The organism is Mesorhizobium sp. B2-4-7 (assembly GCF_006442685.1).
In the GTDB taxonomy this organism is placed as follows: domain Bacteria; phylum Pseudomonadota; class Alphaproteobacteria; order Rhizobiales; family Rhizobiaceae; genus Mesorhizobium.
This window is the reverse complement of the sequence record NZ_VFVH01000004.1, coordinates 376165-392611: the sequence shown is the minus strand read 5'-3', so window position 1 is coordinate 392611 and position 16447 is coordinate 376165. Positions and strand designations below refer to the sequence as shown.

The window sequence follows — 16447 nt, the reverse complement described above, 5'->3', positions numbered from 1 at the left end:
AAATCTCCCGCGTGCGATCCGGTTCGCGACCGCTCAGTAGCAGCCGCGCGACATCCAGACAGCCGGAACTGTCTTGATGATGATGCGAATATCCTCAAAAAGTGACCAATTCTCGACATAGTGGCGATCGAACGCGACGCGGCTGTCATAGGAGACGTCGTTGCGGCCGCTGACCTGCCACAGGCCGGTCAGGCCGGGGCGGGACTTCAGGTAATACACGGCGGCGCTGCCATAGATCTCCAGTTCGTCGCGCACGACCGGGCGAGGTCCGACAAGGCTCATGTCGCCCTGAAGGATGTTGATGACCTGCGGCAACTCATCGAGACTGAGTTTCCTCAGGACCGCGCCGACCCGGGTGACGCGCGGATCGTTCTTCAGCTTGCGGGTGGCTATCCATTCCGCCTTGGCTTCCGGATTGGCCGCCAGATAGGCGGCCAGCACCCTTTCACCGTCCGGCACCATGGTGCGGAACTTGAGACAAGGGAAAACCCGTCCGCCACGTCCGATTCGCCGGTGACCGTAAAAAATCGATCCGCCATCGGAGAATTTGACGAGCAGCGCTATCATCACGAACAGCGGGCTGAGAGCGATCAGGGCGGCCAGTGAACCGGCAATATCGAAACTGCGCTTGATAAGGCCGCCGATCGGCGGTGGAAAATCGACGCCAGCCTGCGAAAACTCCGCTGTGGCCGACTTGGCAACATCCCTCATGCCAAAACTCCATGCGTTGACCGGATGGTTTACGGCACGATATCAAAAAAATGTTGCAGCGCAACACACAATTTCCCGCACCTTTGAAATAGTCACGTCATGAATTGACTAAATAATAAGCGTGCCCTGCACAAATTTCGGAATATTTAGCACATTTATGACAATAAATGGGCATAGCCGGAAAGATAGAGGCGCTTTTGGGGCAACTTCTAGGCGGGGCGTTCTTTATGCCCTTGAATGGAGCTCGTTGGTGCTTTAGCGCGGCACGATATTCGGTGGTATTCATATAAAATACTATTCAATATTGTAGATTCTACTGAAAAACACCAAAGAGCCGAAGTTGCGCGTAATCCCGTCGTGTGCGTTGCAGCATGAGCGAGTCGAGCGCAAAAGCTCACCTAAAAATAAATGCAGTTGCCCTTGCGGCCTTTTGCTCGCCTTAATAGAATTGCAAATTATACCTGTCAAAGTGGCGACAGGTTGAAAGGCCGGAAGCAACCGGCCGGGAGCGGGCGACTTAACAAGCCCGCATGACAAGGGACGACGCTCGGGTGGGGCAACGATTGGAATATACCCGGGCCGGTTTGTGGGCTGTTGGGTATGTCGCTTCCAAAATTCATCGTTGGGATGATTTTCGCTCTTGCGATCGTCGTTGGCTGGTCATGGCTGGGCGGCGCTTCAATAGGCACGACGCTGCTGCGCGTCATCATTTGTGCCGTGGTCATCCAGGCGGGCTACTTCGTGCTCGTCTATGCCATGATCGTCAAAAGCGCGCCGACGCCGGCCGACAGGACACGCGAGGCCGAAAGAAAGCTGAGTTCGGCCGAGGTGGCCGAGGGTGAAAAGCTGGGCGGCGCCGGGCGAAGCCTTCACTGACCCAGACCAGGCTTGGCCTCAGGCCACGTCGGCGGGTTCGGACTCAGATTGTTCGCCCGAAAGCATCCGGGACAACCGGCTTCCTGCTTTCGCCTTCAGCCGCCGATATTGCCCGACCTCGACGACACGGCCGTTTTCCATCGCGACCACCCAGTCGGCGAACGCGATCATCGATGGCCGGTGCGCGATGGTCAGGATCGTCATCGAGCCGCGCAGCCCGTCGATCGATTGCGCGATCAGTGCCTGGTTTTGCCAGTCGAGCGCGCTGGTCGCCTCATCGAGGATGAGCAGTGACGGCTTGCGCAGCAAGGCGCGCGCCAGCGCGATCCGCTGGCGTTCGCCGCCCGACAACCGCACGCCGCGGTCGCCGACCACCGTTTCCAGCTTGAGGTCGAGCCGTTCGACGAATTCGGCCGCATGGGCCGATCGCAATGCGGCCCACAGTTCATCGTCGCTTGCTTGCTGTGCGGCCAGGCGTAGGTTCGCCGCGATCGTGTCGTGCAGGAGAAACACGTCCTGCGGCACGTAGGCGACCTGGTCGCGCCAGCCCCGGCGATTGGCGGCGTCGATCTCGACGCCATCGACGAGGATCGTGCCGGCTGTCGGCTCGAGCAGGCCGAGCAGCATGTCGGCGATCGTGCTCTTGCCTGATCCCGAAGGGCCGATAAGGGCGGTGACCTTGCCGGCCGGAAGGCCGAAGGTGATGTCGCTCACCGCCGTCTTGGCGGCGCCGTCCTCGTAGGCGAAGGAGACGCCGCGAACATTCAGTCCGAAATCGAGCGACAGCTTTCGAGCGTCCTGGATCCCGGCATGGCCAGGTTCCCGCTCGGCGTCGAAACGCATCTGCAGACTACGCATCGCGGCATAGGCGGGCAGGTTGATCAGGACCTGCTGCGCCTGCGTCTGCATGTCCATGAAGCGCGGCGCGATGCGCATGAAGACCAGTAGCAGCACCACGATCTCGGCCAGTGAGAGGTCGAAGCGAACCAGCGCAACATAGATGAACAGGCTCAAGCCGATCACGCTCGCCACCTGGAACAGGGCGGTGCCGGTCGAACTGTTGCGCACATAGGCGATGTTGTCGGCCTTCATTCTTTCAAGTGTCGCCTGCAACTGCGCGAAATAGGTCGCCTCGATGTTCAGGCTCTTGGCCACCTTGATGCCGCCGAGGAATTCCGAGACCGTCCGGTATTGATCCTGGCGGTTGGTGGTCAGGACCTGGCCAAAGGCGGTGGCCCGCGACCGGAATGGCCGCAGCGCGAGGAACATCAGCATGCCGATGACCACGGCGAACAGCGTCATGACCGGCGAAATGAACATGGAGATCACGAGATAGCCGGCCAGAAGCACGGCGATCTGCACCAGCATCAGCAGCGAGAAGGCCGCGCCCTGGACGCGGTCTATGTCCCCGGTCAGCGCATGGTCGAGGTCGGAGCCGCGCATGCGCGTGAAGACGCCCCATCGTGCCTTGCCGATGCTTTCGAACAGGTTCATGCGCAGGCGGTTGATGAAATCGAAGAGAAGACTGGCCATGTAGACCGACTTGAAGCGGTTGAAGGCGGCCTGCAGCGCGACCAGCGCCACCAGCATGCACAGCATCGTGGTCAGCTTCAGCGTGCCGTCCGGCACCAGCCAACGCATGAAATCATTGTCGGGCAGCTTGATCGCGAAGTCCTGGCCGGAGCGTCCGACTAGCTGCAACAGCGGAACCAGCAACAGGATGGAGATGCCTTCGGTCAGGCTGCCCATGATCAGGAAGAGCAGTGCCGTCCAGGTCCGCCGCCCGCCTATCTGGGCGATAACGGCGCCGAACCCGGCGATTTCCCGAAACAATGACGGGCGAAGGAGCGATGATTTCGACATCTCCTGCTACCCCTGTCCTGCCATCAGGTCATGCTCGACGAGGCTCACGACCTCGCCGATTCTGTCGAAGCCCGTCGGCACTTCGAGCCTGCACACGCCGACGCGATCGGCGAGCCGCGCGCAATGCCCGAGATGCGCCGCCGCGAAATCGCCGACCAGGGCGGCGCGGCCGAAGCGCGTGACATATGAAAATCTGATCACGGCCGGCAAAGCGGCGATGCCAGGCATGGGCGAGATCTCAGCCTTTCGGCCGCGCTCGAGAATGTAGATGCGGGTCGCCGGAACCCTGTCGCGCGAAAAGGCACTCTGCAAGCGGTGCTGGGCCTTGTTGATGGCCGGATGCACCTGCGGCCGCACTTGTGCCCCTTCAAGCGAAATCGCGGCAGCGGCGTCGGCCGCCAGCTTGATCTGGGGAAAACCCGGCACGATCATCGGCTCGTCCGGATGGCTGAGATCGAGCGCCACGACGTCATCGGTAAGCAGTTCGTGTCCGGCACGGATCATGGCGCTTGCCGTCGTCGATTTTCCGGCGCCCTTGTCGCCCATGAAGATGGCGCTTTTGCCGGCAATCGCGACGGCGCTGGCATGCAGCACGAGCAGGCCCCGCTGGTGCAGGATGAGCGCCATCACCGGTCCCAGCAGCGGGAACGCGATCAGTGCGTCGTCGATGCCGGGCGCCGGCTCGACCTCGATGCGGCAGGCGTCGCTGATCAGGAACGCGGCGACGGCGTGCCATGCCAGATATTGCCGATCCGGTTCGAAGCGGAAAATGGTCGCGGCCTCGGGCGAAGGCTTCGGCATATCGATCGCGCCGACACTGATCACGATATCCGCCGCTGCGGGTTCGGCCGGCTCCAGTTCTGGCAATGTCACCTCGGAAGCGATGGTCAGGCCGTAGGCCCGATAAAAACGGCGCTGTCCGCGCGGCCAGCCTTGCGCGCGCGGGCGGAGGGCCAGCGGCTCGTTCAACGGCGTCATGCGGCACTCCCGGCGCGCTGCACCTGCCGCAGCCACAGCGACAGCGACGCGGAGCGCCAGACATACTGGACATCGAGCGGCGCCGGCCGGTCGGGCCGACTGAGCAGCCGGGCATAGGCAGCCTTCACGGCCGGCAGGTTTATGTAGGGTTCGATGCGGCCGGCGTCCGGGCCGAGCACCTGTTCCAGGAGGTCGCGGTGGTTGCGCAGCATGCCGTTGACGAGATTGCCGGTGAAATCGATCTTGTCGCGCCGCCACTGGACCGCCGCCGGCAGCACGTCTTGCATGGCGCGGCGCAGCACGTAGCGGCCAAAACCGCGGCTGAGCTTCTCCTCGCCCGGCAATGCCAGGCAGAACTCGACCAGCGGCTTGTCCCAGAAGGGATAACGAGGTTCGACGCCGAAATTGGCGGCCGCCTTGTCGAGGACTTCGAAAGCATGCGGCACATAGCCGTTGGAAAGAATCCAGCGGTGGGTCAGCGCCTCGCTGGCGCTGACGTCGGGCGGCTTGTAGCCGGCTCGGTGAACCCGCTCGATGAGCTCGGTGCGGCCGGCAAGATCGGCATTGATCAGGTCGCGCCAGCTTCCGCCCTGGGCCGGCTTTCGCAGCCTGTGCAGGAGCCGGTTCGCGGCGTGCCTGAGCCTGGCCACGCGCCAGGCAGGCCCGTAGATGGTCAGGAACTGGAAATACATGCCGAGCATGCCGTCGCCATAGGTGTTGGAAGCGCTGCGGATCTCGCGCCACAGCTCCAGCCACTTGCCTGCGTTGGCAAGCTCGTGCAGATGGCCGTGCCCCTGCGATACGACTTCGTCCCCGCCATGGCCGTCGAGAAGCACCTTGACGCCTTTGGCGCCCGCCGTCCTGTATACCTCCCGGGTGAGCGTAAGGCCCGGCGCCAGGAACGTTCCTTCCTGCTCTTCCAGCACCCGTTCGAATTCCGCGAACGGCGCGTAGTTGCCGACCGGGATCAGCGTGCCGTCGACGCGCCCTTGTTCCAGCACCGCGTCTATGAAGGGGGTTTCGTCCATCGCCGAACCGCGTTCGAAAACCAGCGAAAAGGTGGGCAGCCTCGGCTTTTCCTCGGACAGGTTTTGCCGGCCCGCCACGCAGGCGATCGAAGAGGAGTCCAGGCCGCCGCTCAGCATGGCCCCGACCGCCGCGCTTCCGCGCATGCGGTTGCGCACGGACTGCGAGAAGAGGTGGGCGAATTCCTCGGCGGCGTCCGGCCGCATAGGCCGCGACGACGGCTCGATCTGCCAGTATCGCTGCAGCGTCACGCGCTGCCCCGTCACAGTGAGGCTGTGGCGCGCCGGCAGGCGGAAAATATCGGTATAAGGCGTCGCTTGCGGATCGTCTGGCAGCCCTGCCAGGAAACCCGAGATCTGATGTTCGCTGAGGCGGGCGCCGGCCCCGGTGACGCCAAGGATCGGGCCGATCTCGGAGGCAAAGACAAAGCGCTGCCCGTCCGCGTGATAGTAGAACGGTTTGACGCCGAAATGATCGCGCGCGCAAAACAGCACCTGCCGCTCGGCATCCCAGATGGCGAAGGCGAAGTCGCCTTGCAGGTGCACGGGACAGGCTTCGCCCCAGCGCAGATAGGCCCACATCAGGAGCACGGCGTCGGCAACCGATGCGTCGCGGACGCCGAGCCGTGCCGTCAGCTCGTCGCGATTGTCCAGGCGGCAATCCGCGGTGACGGCCAGTTTGCCGCCCGCCATCGTCAGCGGGCCGGGGCCGGCTTCATCGGTCGTGTTGAGCCAGGCGTGGCCGAGCGCGACAGCCTTGTCGGTCCACCACGAACTGCCGTCGCGGGCGCGATGACGCATGCGGGCCAGCATGCGCTGGATATCGGCTGCGGACTCCGGCGCCTCGTGCCCGTGCAGGATACCGGCCACGCCGCTCATCGGTCATTGACCATAGTCGACGAGAGGGACAAACCTGTCTATCGAGCCGCCAAGGACGACATGGTTGCCGCTGATCAGCCAGGCATGCGCCTTCAGCTGCCGGCCGGTGTCGCGCTCGATGCCGATGCGGATCTTCGAGGCGTTGCCCTGGCGGGCGAGAATGTACTGGCCGGCGAGCGCCTGGGTGAGGCAGCTTGCGCGCGGCACCAGGCGGGCCGCGGCGGCAACGCCCCAGGCGACACGGCGCAGTTCTCCCGTGCTGGCGCATTCACGCGCCTCCAGCCGGGTGACGATGCCGCGAAGGCGGTTGTAGGAGAACAGGGTCAGCCCCAGGCGAACGGCCGCGACCACCAGCAGGCAGCGGCAGAGGAACAGCATTTCCGGGCCGCTCAGGGAGAGAGCTCGAAGCAGGCGCCGCCGGTGCTTCGTCTGGCCGGGACTTTTCTCCGTCGCAGGTTCTTGCCGCAAAACCGTGACCCGCTTTTGCGGAACCTGCTTACACAGGTTCCTCATGATGCAGCCTCGCAAGTCCGCTATCGGCCAGACCTTTCAACAGTGCGTCGACATCGGCCCTGCAGCGCTCGGCGTCGACATCATAGCGCGCGAGCACGGCCCGGTGGATTTCGGCAATTGGTTTCGGCTCCTGGATCAACTCCCAGATGAACGTGCCCACCCCGTTGAGGCTGTAGTAGATGTTGGATTTCAGGTTAAGAAGCGCCAGGCCATTGCCGAATTCGCAGGCAACCGCTTCCTTGGTCGCACTTACGCGATCGTGGTCAGATGGGTTCCAGTTCATCCGAAAACCTCGTTTGCTACACACTGTCCGCAATGCGTGCCGACCATTCTGGCGATGAAGAAAAGCCGGGTCAGGCAATGAAGAGAAGCCGGGATTTTCACCCCGACTCCCTGTATGGTTCTTGGATTCCAGAGGCCCAACGTGTCCCTCCAGAATCAGGACAGGTTCAGGAGAACGTCAGGTCGCCAATCGGCGTGTGCGCAGGAAATGCTGCGTCGAGCGCCGTGTTGCCGCCACCGCCCTGAGTGATGGTTTCAATCGAACCATGAACCGTCAGGCTGGGCGTTTCGTACTCCTGTTTTTCAACATTCTGTTCCATTTTACACTCCATCAAGGACTGGAAACGGCCTGTCGATTGCCGGCGGCACTTTCATGCTGCGATGCAATAGCTGCATGGCAGCATTTATGAGTCAAGCCTGATTTACCGCGCATTAATCAATTATGGACTGCGCGCGCAGACACAGTCGTGAGTAACGATCTCAAGCTTTGGCCTTGATCGCCTCGAGATCCCTGCATATGGGCCTAATGCACTAGGTCAGCATAAGAAATTGATTTGCATATATAAACTTTTTAAGCCCTGTCACTTCAAGGCATGGCGACAATAATGCCGTAGCACCGGGTCTCCCGGTAGGTTTGCTACGGAACGCCGAAAAGGCCACTCGTCCCTTGTGGTCCAGCAGTTCTCCTCATCGTTCGCCCGAGCCGGTTTCGATAAACGTCGGGGCCGGATTTTTGCGCTGCAAAAGGAAAAACTGGACGGCGCAAAAGTTTTTGGCGATGCTTTGCTTCGCACCTGCAGCATAGGCGTCGCGCCGATCGCTTCTGGAGAACCGTGCGCCCGATGGCCCTGACCGAACGTTCATATGAGCGACTGCGCGCCGCCGATTGCGCCAGCGAGATCGCCTATGTGCAGGCCTGTCTGCGGCTGTTCTTCGCGGCGCGATCCGGCGCCGCGCCCGGCGATGCCTCCGGCCTCTCCGTGGCCAATGTCACCGACATAGCCAGGTTGAACAAGGTCGCGACCTTTATCCTCAAGGTGCTGTCGAGCGCACCCGCGAACGGGCCGCCGGCTCAGTTCTCCCAATGGCTCGACGCCTACCGCCGGAAGACCGTTTCGATGAACGCGTCCTGCATCATGGATTCGATGGCGATCCAGGCGGCGCTGCGCGACAGGCAGATCGATTTCGTTTTCCTGAAAGGTCCCTTCCAGCAGCATCTGCTTTACGACGATCATTTCATGAAGCCTTCGGGCGATGTCGACATATTGGTGGCGCCGGCCGGGTTTTTCAGGGCGCGCGAGGCGCTCCGCTCGATCGGATACGAGATCGCCGGCAAGTCGCGCTCCGTCTGGTGGGTCCGTTTCCTCGGCGAACAGCACATGATCCGCGGCGACGGGCCGACGCAATCCACTGTCGATCTGCATTATCGGCTCCAGCAACCCGGCTCGCCCAGCCCGCGCGACGCGGATGGCTTCCTGCGGCGCAAACGGCAGGTCGAGATCACCGGCGTCGAGGTGCCGTTCACATCGGCGGCCGACACTCTGCTGTTGTCCTGCATCAGCGTCGCCAAGGCGCTTTTCAACCGGGAACCCTGCGCCGGTTACGTCTGCGACGTGCGCGCCAGCGCCGACCGCCTGGACGAAGCCGAGCAGCAGCGCCTGCTCGATGCCGCCGCGGCGCAGGGGCTGGACGACACGCTGCTGCTTGGCCTGCGCGCCGCCGACGTGCTCCTCGGCGGCGCCGACACGCTCCTGTCGCAGCGCGCCGCGCGGATGCTGTCGCGTATCGGCAATGAGGACCTGCTCAACATGGTCATCGCGCCATGGCTGTCATCCCTGCGCTGGCCGCAGCGGCGCACCGTGTTGTGGGAGTTGTGCGGTCGTGCGCCGGTCCGCTATCTGGCGGAAGCCGGCTGGGCGGCATCGGCCGACATCAGCCGCCGCATCTTCGAACGGCAGGGCAGCCCGTGACGGGAAGCCTGTCGGGCATCGAACACGTACAGGGCGAGGGCAGAATGGAACCTGTGCAAGAGGCAAATTCATGTCGATGACAAAATCAAAGGTCTGCGTGATCATCGCGGCCCGAAACGCGGCGCGAACAATCGCGGTCGCCATCGCGTCTGCGCTGCGCGAACCGGAAGTGGCCGAAGTCGTCGTCGTCGATGACGCCTCCACCGATGACACGGCCCAAGTCGCCCGCGCCGCCGATGACGGCAGCGACCGGCTCGCGGTGATCCGTCTCGACGTCAATCGCGGCCCCTCCTTCGCCCGCAACGCCGCCATCGCCGCCTCGCAATCGCCATTCATCGCCATTCTGGACGCCGACGACTTCTTTCTCGCGGGCAGATTTCAAAATCTGTTTGCCGGCGCGGACTGGGATTTCGCGGCCGACAACATCATGCTCATCAGGGACGACGCCTTGAGCGATGTCACCCAGATCGTCGCACCGCAGTTCGCGGCCGAGCCGGAATTCCTCGACCTTGAGCGCTTCGTCGAAGGCAACATCTCCAGGCGCAACGTGCGCAGAGGCGAACTCGGTTTCCTCAAGCCGGTGATCAGCCGCGCTTTTCTCGACAGGCACGGCTTGCGCTATGACGAGAGCTTGCGTCTGGGCGAGGATTACGAACTCTACGCGCGCGCGGTCGCCAGCGGCGCGCGCTTCAAGGTCATCCGCTCCTGCGGTTACGGCGCCATCGTGCGTGCCGATTCGCTGAGCGGCCGCCACAAGACCCAGGACCTGAAGCGTCTTGCCGACGCCGACCTGGCGCTGCTGGCGATCGACAGCCTGCCTGAGGGTTCCAAAGCGGTGCTGCGCCGCCACGAGCGCCACGTGCGCGACAAATATCGGCTGCGCAATTTCCTCGACGTCAAGGCCGAGCGGGGCCTGGCGTCGGCCGCGGCCTATGCCTTCGCAAGCCAATCCAACCTGGTTCCCATCGTCCAGGGCGTGGCGTCCGACAAGCTCGAGGCGCTGTTTCGCCGCGTCGGGTTTGCCTCCCGTCGTCAACATGTGCCGCCAATGCGTTTTCTCATGGCCGGCACCAGCACGGGCAAGCAGCCTTGAATGCGGGTATCCGGCCGCGCTCTTGCCAGCCCGTCGCGCAAACCATTTCCGGCGGATTTATGAGTTTACGAATTGGGTGGTTGCCTACGCGGCCCGGGGATGGCAGTCTATGTTGCGGTGCAGCAATTAGGATGGCCAATGAGCTGGCCTCCGATCGGACTGCCCGATATTGAACCGGTAAGGGGTCCGGCCGACGGCCGGACCACCATAGGACTTTGAACGCATGGCCTCGATATTCGGCTTCAGATCAAGGAATCCGGCCCGCGACCGCCAGACCGACATTTCGCGCCTCGACCGCCTGGCGAAGCTGTTCGAGCAGATCGCGGCCGAGATCGAGGCGGAGCGAAACGGGCTGGAGAATCGCTACAAGGCGACGGCCACCAACGCCGCCTTTTTGGTCGAGGCCATGGAGAACGGCTCGGCGTCTGCGCGCCGCTCCGCCGAGGTCGATGAATTGACGACCTCGATTCTGAATTGCGAGCGCCGCATCGCGGCGTTGTCACGCCAGAACGGCATGGTCCGGGAGCTTCGTCATTCGCTGGATATGGTTTTCGATGAGGACGGGTCGTCCGATATGACGGCCAGCGAGGGGCTCGCCAAACCGGCAGGCGCCGGCAGAGGGTGAAAGCTGAAGGGTGGATTTGGCGCGAGGCGAGAAGGCAGCTTGGGGAGGGGCTGACGAGAGAAAGAAAGCGCCGTTTGGCAACGGCTCGAATGGCTACTTTGGGTTGGGGATGCACAGCGCAAAGGTTGAGTTTCGTATGAATGCGGATCCGAGAACCACGTTCACCGTCGCAGTTCGCGGCATATCGTCAACGCGCCAGGCCAGGCAAGCCCGCCCGGGCGGTTCCACCGGACGCAGGGCTGCCCTGGTCGCGCTGGCCGCTCTCGCTGGCCTGTTCGCCGGGCCGGCGCCATCCTGGTCGCAGGATCTGAAGTCGGCGCCCTCATTCGTCGATGATTTCACCAGCTTCAACCGCCAGCGCTGGTATGTCTCCGATGGCTGGACGAATGGCGGCCATCAGAATTGCACCTGGGCGAAGGGGCAGGTCAGCCTGGCGGACGGCGTGCTGTCATTGGGTTTCGAGAAGCAGAAGACGAAGGATCGCGACTACGCTTGCGGCGAAATCCAGACCAAGCAGCGATTCGGCTACGGCACCTACGAGGCGCGCATGAAGACCGACACCGGTCCCGGCCTCAACGCGGCTTTCTTCTCCTATATCGGACCGTCGGACAAGCAGCCCTGGGACGAGATCGACTTCGAGATCCTGACCAAGGACACGTCCAAGGTGCAGGTCAATGCCTACATCGCCGGCAAGGGCAAGAACGAGAAGCTGGTCGACGTGCCGGGCGGCACGGAAAAGGCCTTCAACGACTACGCCTTCGTCTGGCAGAAGGACAGTTTGCGCTGGTACGTCAACGGCCAGCTGGTGAACACCATCACCGATCCGGCAAAGCTGCCCAGCCATGCTCAGAAGATCTTCTTCAGCCTCTGGGGCAGCGATACGATGACCGGATGGTTGGGCGCATTCGCCGATCCCGGACGCAAGCTTTCGCTGCAGATCGAGCGCGTCGCCTTCACCGCGCAGGGCGAACCCTGCCAGTTTCCGGAATCGCTGGCATGCAGCGTAAAGTAGAACCTATTGGGAAAGTCGATTTGAACCGGCCGGGCCGAACACGGTCCGCTGCCCTGGACAGGAACAAAACAGAATGAATTTGACGGTGTTTGGTATCGGCTATGTCGGTCTCGTGCAGGCTGCTGTGCTTGCCGAAGTGGGCCACCAGGTCGTCTGCGTCGACATCGACGCGAACAAGGTCGAGCGGCTCAATCAAGGTCTCGTCCCGATTTTCGAGCCGGGCCTGGAAAGCATCGTGAGGGAGAACCATGCCGCCGGCCGCATCAAGTTCACCACCGACGCGGCCGCCGCCGTCAGGCATGGTGAAATCCAGATGATCGCGGTCGGCACGCCTCCCGGCGAGGATGGCTCGGCCGATCTCAAATATGTGCTGGCGGTCGCCGAGGCGATCGGCCGGGAAATGGATGCGCCCAAGATCGTCGTCGGCAAGTCGACCGTGCCGGTCGGCACCTGCGAGAAGATCAAGGCCAGGATCGCCGAAACGCTGAAGAAAAGAGGCCGCGAGGACCTGACCTTCGACGTCGCTTCCAATCCGGAATTCCTCAAGGAAGGGTCCGCCGTCGCCGATTGCATGAGGCCGGACCGCATCATCGTCGGCACATCGAGCGAGGCCACCGAGGCGGTGATGCGTGAGCTCTACGCCCCCTTCAACCGCAACCACGAGAAGATGATCGTGATGGACGTGCGCAGCGCCGAATTCACCAAATACGCGGCCAATTGCATGCTCGCCACCAAGATCAGCTTCATGAACGAAATGGCGAACCTGGCCGAACAGCTTGGCGCCGACATCGAGGAGGTGCGCAAGGGCATCGGCAGCGATCCGCGCATCGGCTACCACTTCATCTATCCGGGCCTCGGCTATGGCGGCTCCTGCTTTCCCAAGGACGTGCGCGCCCTGATCAAGACCGCCGAAGGCGTCAAGTTCGACGCCAAGCTGCTGCGCGCCGTCGAGGAGCGCAACAACGAGCAGAAATCCGTGCTGTTCGACAAGGTGAACCGCTATTTCAAGGGCAACCTCAAGGGCAAGACCTTCGCGCTCTGGGGCCTGGCTTTCAAACCCAACACCGACGACATGCGCGAGGCGCCCGCCCGCACGCTGATGGAGGCACTCTGGAACGTCGGGGCCACCGTGCAGGCCTATGATCCCGAGGCGATGCAGGAATGCCAAGCCATCTACGGGCTGCGCGACGACCTGCTTCTGTGCGGCACCAAGGAAGCGGCGCTGCGCGGCGCCGATGCGCTGCTGATCGCCACCGAGTGGAAGAGTTTTCGTGCGCCTTCCTTCGACGCGCTGAAGGACGCGCTGACCACGCCGATCATCTTCGACGGCCGCAACCTCTATGATCCCAAGGTCATCGCCCGCCACGGCATCGAATATCACTCGATCGGCAGGATGGCGGCATGAGACCGGGCTTGGGCAATCCAATGTGGGATCGCCGCGGCCGGCCGGTGTGCTTGCCATGACGAACGCACAAGACCCGGAAAGGAGTTGCGGCTGATGGTGCTGGACGTAAAGCCGGAGCAGATCACCAAGGACCACTTCGACGTTGTCGCGATCGGTTCCGGTTTCGGTTCGGCCTTCTTCCTGCACGAATTCACGAAGCGGCGTAAGGCGCGCATCCTGCTCCTGGAATGGGGCCGCCACAACACGCATGAATGGCAGCTCAAGCAGAACGTCAACACCGACATCGAGGACGAGTCGACCTACAAGACCAATTCCGACAAGCCCTGGAACTACACGATCGGGCTGGGCGGCGGCACCAATTGCTGGTTCGCGCAGACGCCGAGGTTCCATCCCAACGACTTCAGGCTGAAAAGCACCTACGGCATCGGCAATGACTGGCCGATCAGCTATGACGACGTCGAACCGTTCTATTGCGACGCCGAAGACATCATGTCGATCTCGGGCGATCCCGACATGGCGGCGATGCTGCCGCGTTCGAAGCCTTTTCCGCAGCCGCCGCACCGCATGTCGACGCCCGACCGGATCATGAAGGCGGCGCAGCCCGGCCAGCATTTCGTCATGCCCACCGCGCGCGCCCGCGTGCCGACCGCGCAGCGCACCTCGTGCTGCGCCAACCTCAGATGCTGGCTATGCCCGGTCGACGCCAAGTTCACCGCCAACAATGGCCTGATGCATGTCTTCGAGCATCCCGACGTGTCGGTCTGCCTCGGTTCGGAAGTGCGCCGGCTCGATCATGTCGGCGGGACGGTCCGCTCGGTCACCTTCGTCCATGGCGGCAAGGAATATCAGGTCAGCGGCGACCTCTTCATTCTCGGCGCCAATGCCATCCAGAGCGCCGCGATCATGCTGCGCTCCGGCCTGGGAGGCGAATTCGTCGGCCGCGGCCTGCATGAATCCTATGGCTGGAATTTCGAGGTCTATCTCGACGGTGTCGACAATTTCGACGGCAGCACCATCACCACCGGCTTGAATTTCGGTCTCTATGACGGTCCGCACCGGTCCGAGCACGCCGCGGCGCTGGTCTATTTCGAGAACCGCTGGCAACACGGCATGCGCGCCGAGAAGGGGCGGTTGCGCCAGGCGCTGCCGCTCGTCGTGGTGACCGAGAACCTGCTCGACCATGAGAATTTCGTCACGCTCGACGAGGACGACAACGCCTTCGTCAGCTTCAAGGCGCCGTCGGACTACGCAGTCAAGGGCATGGCGCGGGCGCTGGAGAAACTGCCCGGGCTGCTCGCCCCGCTGCCGGTCGAACAGCTTTTCGATCGCGGCATCCGGCCAACCGAATCGCATGTCCAGGGTACGCTCCGGATGGGAACGGGCCCGGCCGATTCGGTGGTCGACAGCGGCATGATTCATCACCAGCTCAGGAATCTGGTCGTGGTCGGCACCAGCACATATCCGAGCTGTTCATGCGCCAATCCGAGCCTGACCGCGGCAGCGCTGTCCCTGCGGGCGGCGAGCCGGATGGCGTGAGAGGAGCAAACCAGATGATAGAGATCTCGCGACGCTCCGCACTGGCCGTCATGGCGGGCGGGGTGGTGTCGACCGGCATTGCCTACGCGGCAGTATCCTCGTTTTCGGATGAGGATCTGGTGCGCGTCACGCTCGAGAAATATTTCGGCAAGCTCAACATGCGCATCGAGCATTTGCAGCAGTTCGTCCTGGCGTTCCGCGACAGGAACCCGTGGATATTCCCGAGCAAGAAACTCAGCGACGCCGTCACCTTGCTCGAGGAGACAAGGCTGGGCAAAGCCCGCGCTCTGCTGCCGGAGCAGAAGAAGCAGGACCTCCTGCATTTCGACCGCTGGCTGATCGCCGAATTCCACATGCTGACCGACTACGCCTGGCGCAGTTCGCCGGGCGATCCGATCCGGTTCACCGGATGGCAGCCATGCACCAATCCGTTCGCCAATCTCGAGCAACAGAGTGCCTGAGGCGGTGCCGGAGCAAGCTCTCGGGCCACATTGAACGAAACGCGAAAGAACCAGGAGCCAGGACCATGAAAGTTCTTTTTGCAGGCGGAAACGGATACACGCCCGAATTCAGCGGCGGCGTCCAGTCGAGCACCCATCATCTGGCGGAACAGTTGATCGAGCACGGCCATGAGGCGGCCGTACTGGCCGCCCTGTTCGGCGACGGTGTCTTCGGCTTCAAGGCGCGCGCCAAGATGAAGCTGCTGCGTCAGCCGGCGGTCATCGACAGTTTTCCCGGTTATCCGGTGGTGCGGGCCTGGTTTCCCTGGAAGGCGGCCGACTTTGCCGTCCGCAGATTGAAGCCGGACGTGGCCGTCGTCCAATGCCACAAGTCGGTTCCGGTGGGCAAGGCGCTGCAGGCCGAAGGCGTGCCGCTGGTCGTCTATCTCAGGAACGTCGAGTTCCATGAGCTGGGCGGCGATCTGCGCGAGCTGCATTCGGCGCTCTACATCGCCAATTCGCAATTCACCGCGCGCGCCTACAAACAGAAGTTCGGCATCGATGCGGCGGTGCTGCCGCCGACCATCAATGCCGCCCTCTACAGCACGCCGACCACGGGCCAGTTCGTCACCTTGATCAATCCGTACGAGGAGAAAGGCTTCGAGCTCGCCGTGCGCATCGCCGGCGCCTGCCCCGAGATTCCGTTCCTGTTCGTGGAGAGCTGGAAGCTCGCCGACGATCATCGCGCCCGCATCGAGCAGACCATCGCCCCGTTCTCCAACATCAGGCTGGAGAACCGCACCGGCGACATGAAGACCGTCTATGGCCGCACCAGGATCCTGCTGGCGCCCAGCAAATGGGAAGAGGCCTGGGGCCGTGTGGCCTCGGAAGCCCATTGCAGCGGCATTCCCGTCGTCGGCTCGCGGCGCGGCGGGCTGCCCGAAGCGATCGGCCCGGGCGGCGTGGTGCTGGATTACGATGCCCCGCTCGCCGACTGGGTCGCGGCCGTCAGGCTGCTGTGGAACGACCGCCAGGAATATGACCGGCTCTCGGCCACGGCGCGCAGCTTCTCCGAGCGTCCGGAGCTCGATCCTGACCGCCAGTTCCTCACCTTCTTTTCCATACTGGACAAGGCCACACAGCAGCGCTCGCGGCAGGCGGCCTGATGACGGCCAGCCCGGCAGCCTTGTGATAGGAATTTTTTCTTGACAGGGTGAAGGCAGCTATGATAGATTTTCG

The 16447-nt window shown here is 62.9% G+C and carries 16 protein-coding genes; 9 read left to right on the top strand and 7 right to left on the bottom strand.

Features of this window, described 5'->3' with window-relative positions; translation table 11 throughout:
* Positions 1–33: 33 nt before the first annotated feature.
* Complete coding sequence (locus FJ946_RS15085) at positions 34–711, bottom strand: sugar transferase (RefSeq protein ID WP_140497203.1); 678 nt, start codon at positions 709–711, stop codon at positions 34–36.
* Positions 712–1311: 600 nt separating this feature from the next.
* On the opposite strand from FJ946_RS15085, the gene FJ946_RS15080 reads away from it, so the two are divergent.
* Complete coding sequence (locus FJ946_RS15080; protein ID WP_140512914.1) at positions 1312–1587, top strand: exopolysaccharide production repressor exox; 276 nt, start codon at positions 1312–1314, stop codon at positions 1585–1587.
* 18 nt (positions 1588–1605) lie between these two features.
* Here FJ946_RS15080 and FJ946_RS15075 read toward each other — a convergent pair whose 3' ends face one another.
* The 6 genes from FJ946_RS15075 to FJ946_RS15050 form a co-directional block, all read right to left on the bottom strand.
* Positions 1606–3450, bottom strand: a complete 1845-nt coding sequence (locus tag FJ946_RS15075; RefSeq protein ID WP_140564965.1) for an ABC transporter ATP-binding protein — start codon at positions 3448–3450, stop codon at positions 1606–1608.
* 6 nt (positions 3451–3456) lie between these two features.
* Entirely contained in the window at positions 3457–4428 is a 972-nt protein-coding gene (locus FJ946_RS15070) for a serine kinase (protein ID WP_140512918.1), read from the bottom strand.
* On the bottom strand, positions 4425–6332 hold the full coding sequence (locus FJ946_RS15065) for a lasso peptide isopeptide bond-forming cyclase (protein WP_140564963.1): 1908 nt from the start codon (positions 6330–6332) through the stop codon (positions 4425–4427). The genes FJ946_RS15070 and FJ946_RS15065 overlap by 4 nt, the downstream gene beginning before the upstream one ends.
* Positions 6333–6335: 3 nt before the next feature.
* Complete coding sequence (locus FJ946_RS15060; RefSeq protein ID WP_224618327.1) at positions 6336–6710, bottom strand: lasso peptide biosynthesis B2 protein; 375 nt, start codon at positions 6708–6710, stop codon at positions 6336–6338.
* Positions 6711–6828: 118 nt separating this feature from the next.
* Positions 6829–7128 (bottom strand): PqqD family protein, encoded by a 300-nt coding sequence (locus FJ946_RS15055; protein ID WP_140564960.1) that lies wholly within the window; start codon positions 7126–7128, stop codon positions 6829–6831.
* A gap of 166 nt (positions 7129–7294) precedes the next feature.
* Positions 7295–7447 carry a lasso peptide gene (locus FJ946_RS15050; RefSeq protein WP_140497189.1) on the bottom strand — a complete coding sequence of 51 codons (153 nt, stop codon included), beginning with the start codon at positions 7445–7447 and terminating at the stop codon, positions 7295–7297.
* A gap of 522 nt (positions 7448–7969) precedes the next feature.
* Here FJ946_RS15050 and FJ946_RS15045 point away from each other — a divergent pair.
* From FJ946_RS15045 to FJ946_RS15010, 8 genes are all read left to right on the top strand, one after another.
* A complete protein-coding gene (locus tag FJ946_RS15045) occupies positions 7970–9097 on the top strand; it encodes a nucleotidyltransferase family protein (RefSeq protein WP_140523548.1) in 1128 nt (375 codons plus the stop codon).
* 70 nt (positions 9098–9167) lie between these two features.
* On the top strand, positions 9168–10190 hold the full coding sequence (locus FJ946_RS15040) for a glycosyltransferase family 2 protein (protein WP_140564958.1): 1023 nt from the start codon (positions 9168–9170) through the stop codon (positions 10188–10190).
* Positions 10191–10413: 223 nt separating this feature from the next.
* On the top strand, positions 10414–10815 hold the full coding sequence (locus FJ946_RS15035; RefSeq protein ID WP_140512927.1) for a hypothetical protein: 402 nt from the start codon (positions 10414–10416) through the stop codon (positions 10813–10815).
* 136 nt (positions 10816–10951) lie between these two features.
* The gene (locus tag FJ946_RS15030) at positions 10952–11827 is read left to right on the top strand and encodes a family 16 glycosylhydrolase (RefSeq protein WP_140497181.1); all 876 of its coding nucleotides are present in this window, start codon (positions 10952–10954) and stop codon (positions 11825–11827) included.
* A gap of 73 nt (positions 11828–11900) precedes the next feature.
* Positions 11901–13232, top strand: a complete 1332-nt coding sequence (locus FJ946_RS15025; RefSeq protein WP_140556874.1) for a UDP-glucose/GDP-mannose dehydrogenase family protein — start codon at positions 11901–11903, stop codon at positions 13230–13232.
* Between the two features lie 93 nt (positions 13233–13325).
* The gene (locus tag FJ946_RS15020) at positions 13326–14768 is read left to right on the top strand and encodes a GMC family oxidoreductase (protein ID WP_140497177.1); all 1443 of its coding nucleotides are present in this window, start codon (positions 13326–13328) and stop codon (positions 14766–14768) included.
* 14 nt (positions 14769–14782) lie between these two features.
* Positions 14783–15229 (top strand): hypothetical protein, encoded by a 447-nt coding sequence (locus FJ946_RS15015; RefSeq protein ID WP_140497175.1) that lies wholly within the window; start codon positions 14783–14785, stop codon positions 15227–15229.
* A 65-nt stretch (positions 15230–15294) separates the two neighbouring features.
* Positions 15295–16374 carry a glycosyltransferase gene (locus tag FJ946_RS15010; protein ID WP_140564956.1) on the top strand — a complete coding sequence of 360 codons (1080 nt, stop codon included), beginning with the start codon at positions 15295–15297 and terminating at the stop codon, positions 16372–16374.
* Positions 16375–16447: the final 73 nt, after the last annotated feature.

Coding starts and splice junctions, on each gene's coding strand:
- FJ946_RS15015 (WP_140497175.1), top strand. CDS start 14,783: ATGATAGAGATCTCGCGACGCTCCGCACTGGCCGTCATGGCGGGCGGG.
- FJ946_RS15055 (WP_140564960.1), bottom strand. CDS start 7,128: ATGAACTGGAACCCATCTGACCACGATCGCGTAAGTGCGACCAAGGAA.
- FJ946_RS15070 (WP_140512918.1), bottom strand. CDS start 4,428: ATGACGCCGTTGAACGAGCCGCTGGCCCTCCGCCCGCGCGCGCAAGGC.
- FJ946_RS15025 (WP_140556874.1), top strand. CDS start 11,901: ATGAATTTGACGGTGTTTGGTATCGGCTATGTCGGTCTCGTGCAGGCT.
- FJ946_RS15040 (WP_140564958.1), top strand. CDS start 9,168: ATGTCGATGACAAAATCAAAGGTCTGCGTGATCATCGCGGCCCGAAAC.
- FJ946_RS15020 (WP_140497177.1), top strand. CDS start 13,326: ATGGTGCTGGACGTAAAGCCGGAGCAGATCACCAAGGACCACTTCGAC.
- FJ946_RS15035 (WP_140512927.1), top strand. CDS start 10,414: ATGGCCTCGATATTCGGCTTCAGATCAAGGAATCCGGCCCGCGACCGC.
- FJ946_RS15060 (WP_224618327.1), bottom strand. CDS start 6,710: ATGCTGTTCCTCTGCCGCTGCCTGCTGGTGGTCGCGGCCGTTCGCCTG.
- FJ946_RS15085 (WP_140497203.1), bottom strand. CDS start 711: ATGAGGGATGTTGCCAAGTCGGCCACAGCGGAGTTTTCGCAGGCTGGC.
- FJ946_RS15050 (WP_140497189.1), bottom strand. CDS start 7,447: ATGGAACAGAATGTTGAAAAACAGGAGTACGAAACGCCCAGCCTGACG.
- FJ946_RS15065 (WP_140564963.1), bottom strand. CDS start 6,332: ATGAGCGGCGTGGCCGGTATCCTGCACGGGCACGAGGCGCCGGAGTCC.
- FJ946_RS15010 (WP_140564956.1), top strand. CDS start 15,295: ATGAAAGTTCTTTTTGCAGGCGGAAACGGATACACGCCCGAATTCAGC.
- FJ946_RS15045 (WP_140523548.1), top strand. CDS start 7,970: ATGGCCCTGACCGAACGTTCATATGAGCGACTGCGCGCCGCCGATTGC.
- FJ946_RS15080 (WP_140512914.1), top strand. CDS start 1,312: ATGTCGCTTCCAAAATTCATCGTTGGGATGATTTTCGCTCTTGCGATC.
- FJ946_RS15030 (WP_140497181.1), top strand. CDS start 10,952: ATGAATGCGGATCCGAGAACCACGTTCACCGTCGCAGTTCGCGGCATA.
- FJ946_RS15075 (WP_140564965.1), bottom strand. CDS start 3,450: ATGTCGAAATCATCGCTCCTTCGCCCGTCATTGTTTCGGGAAATCGCC.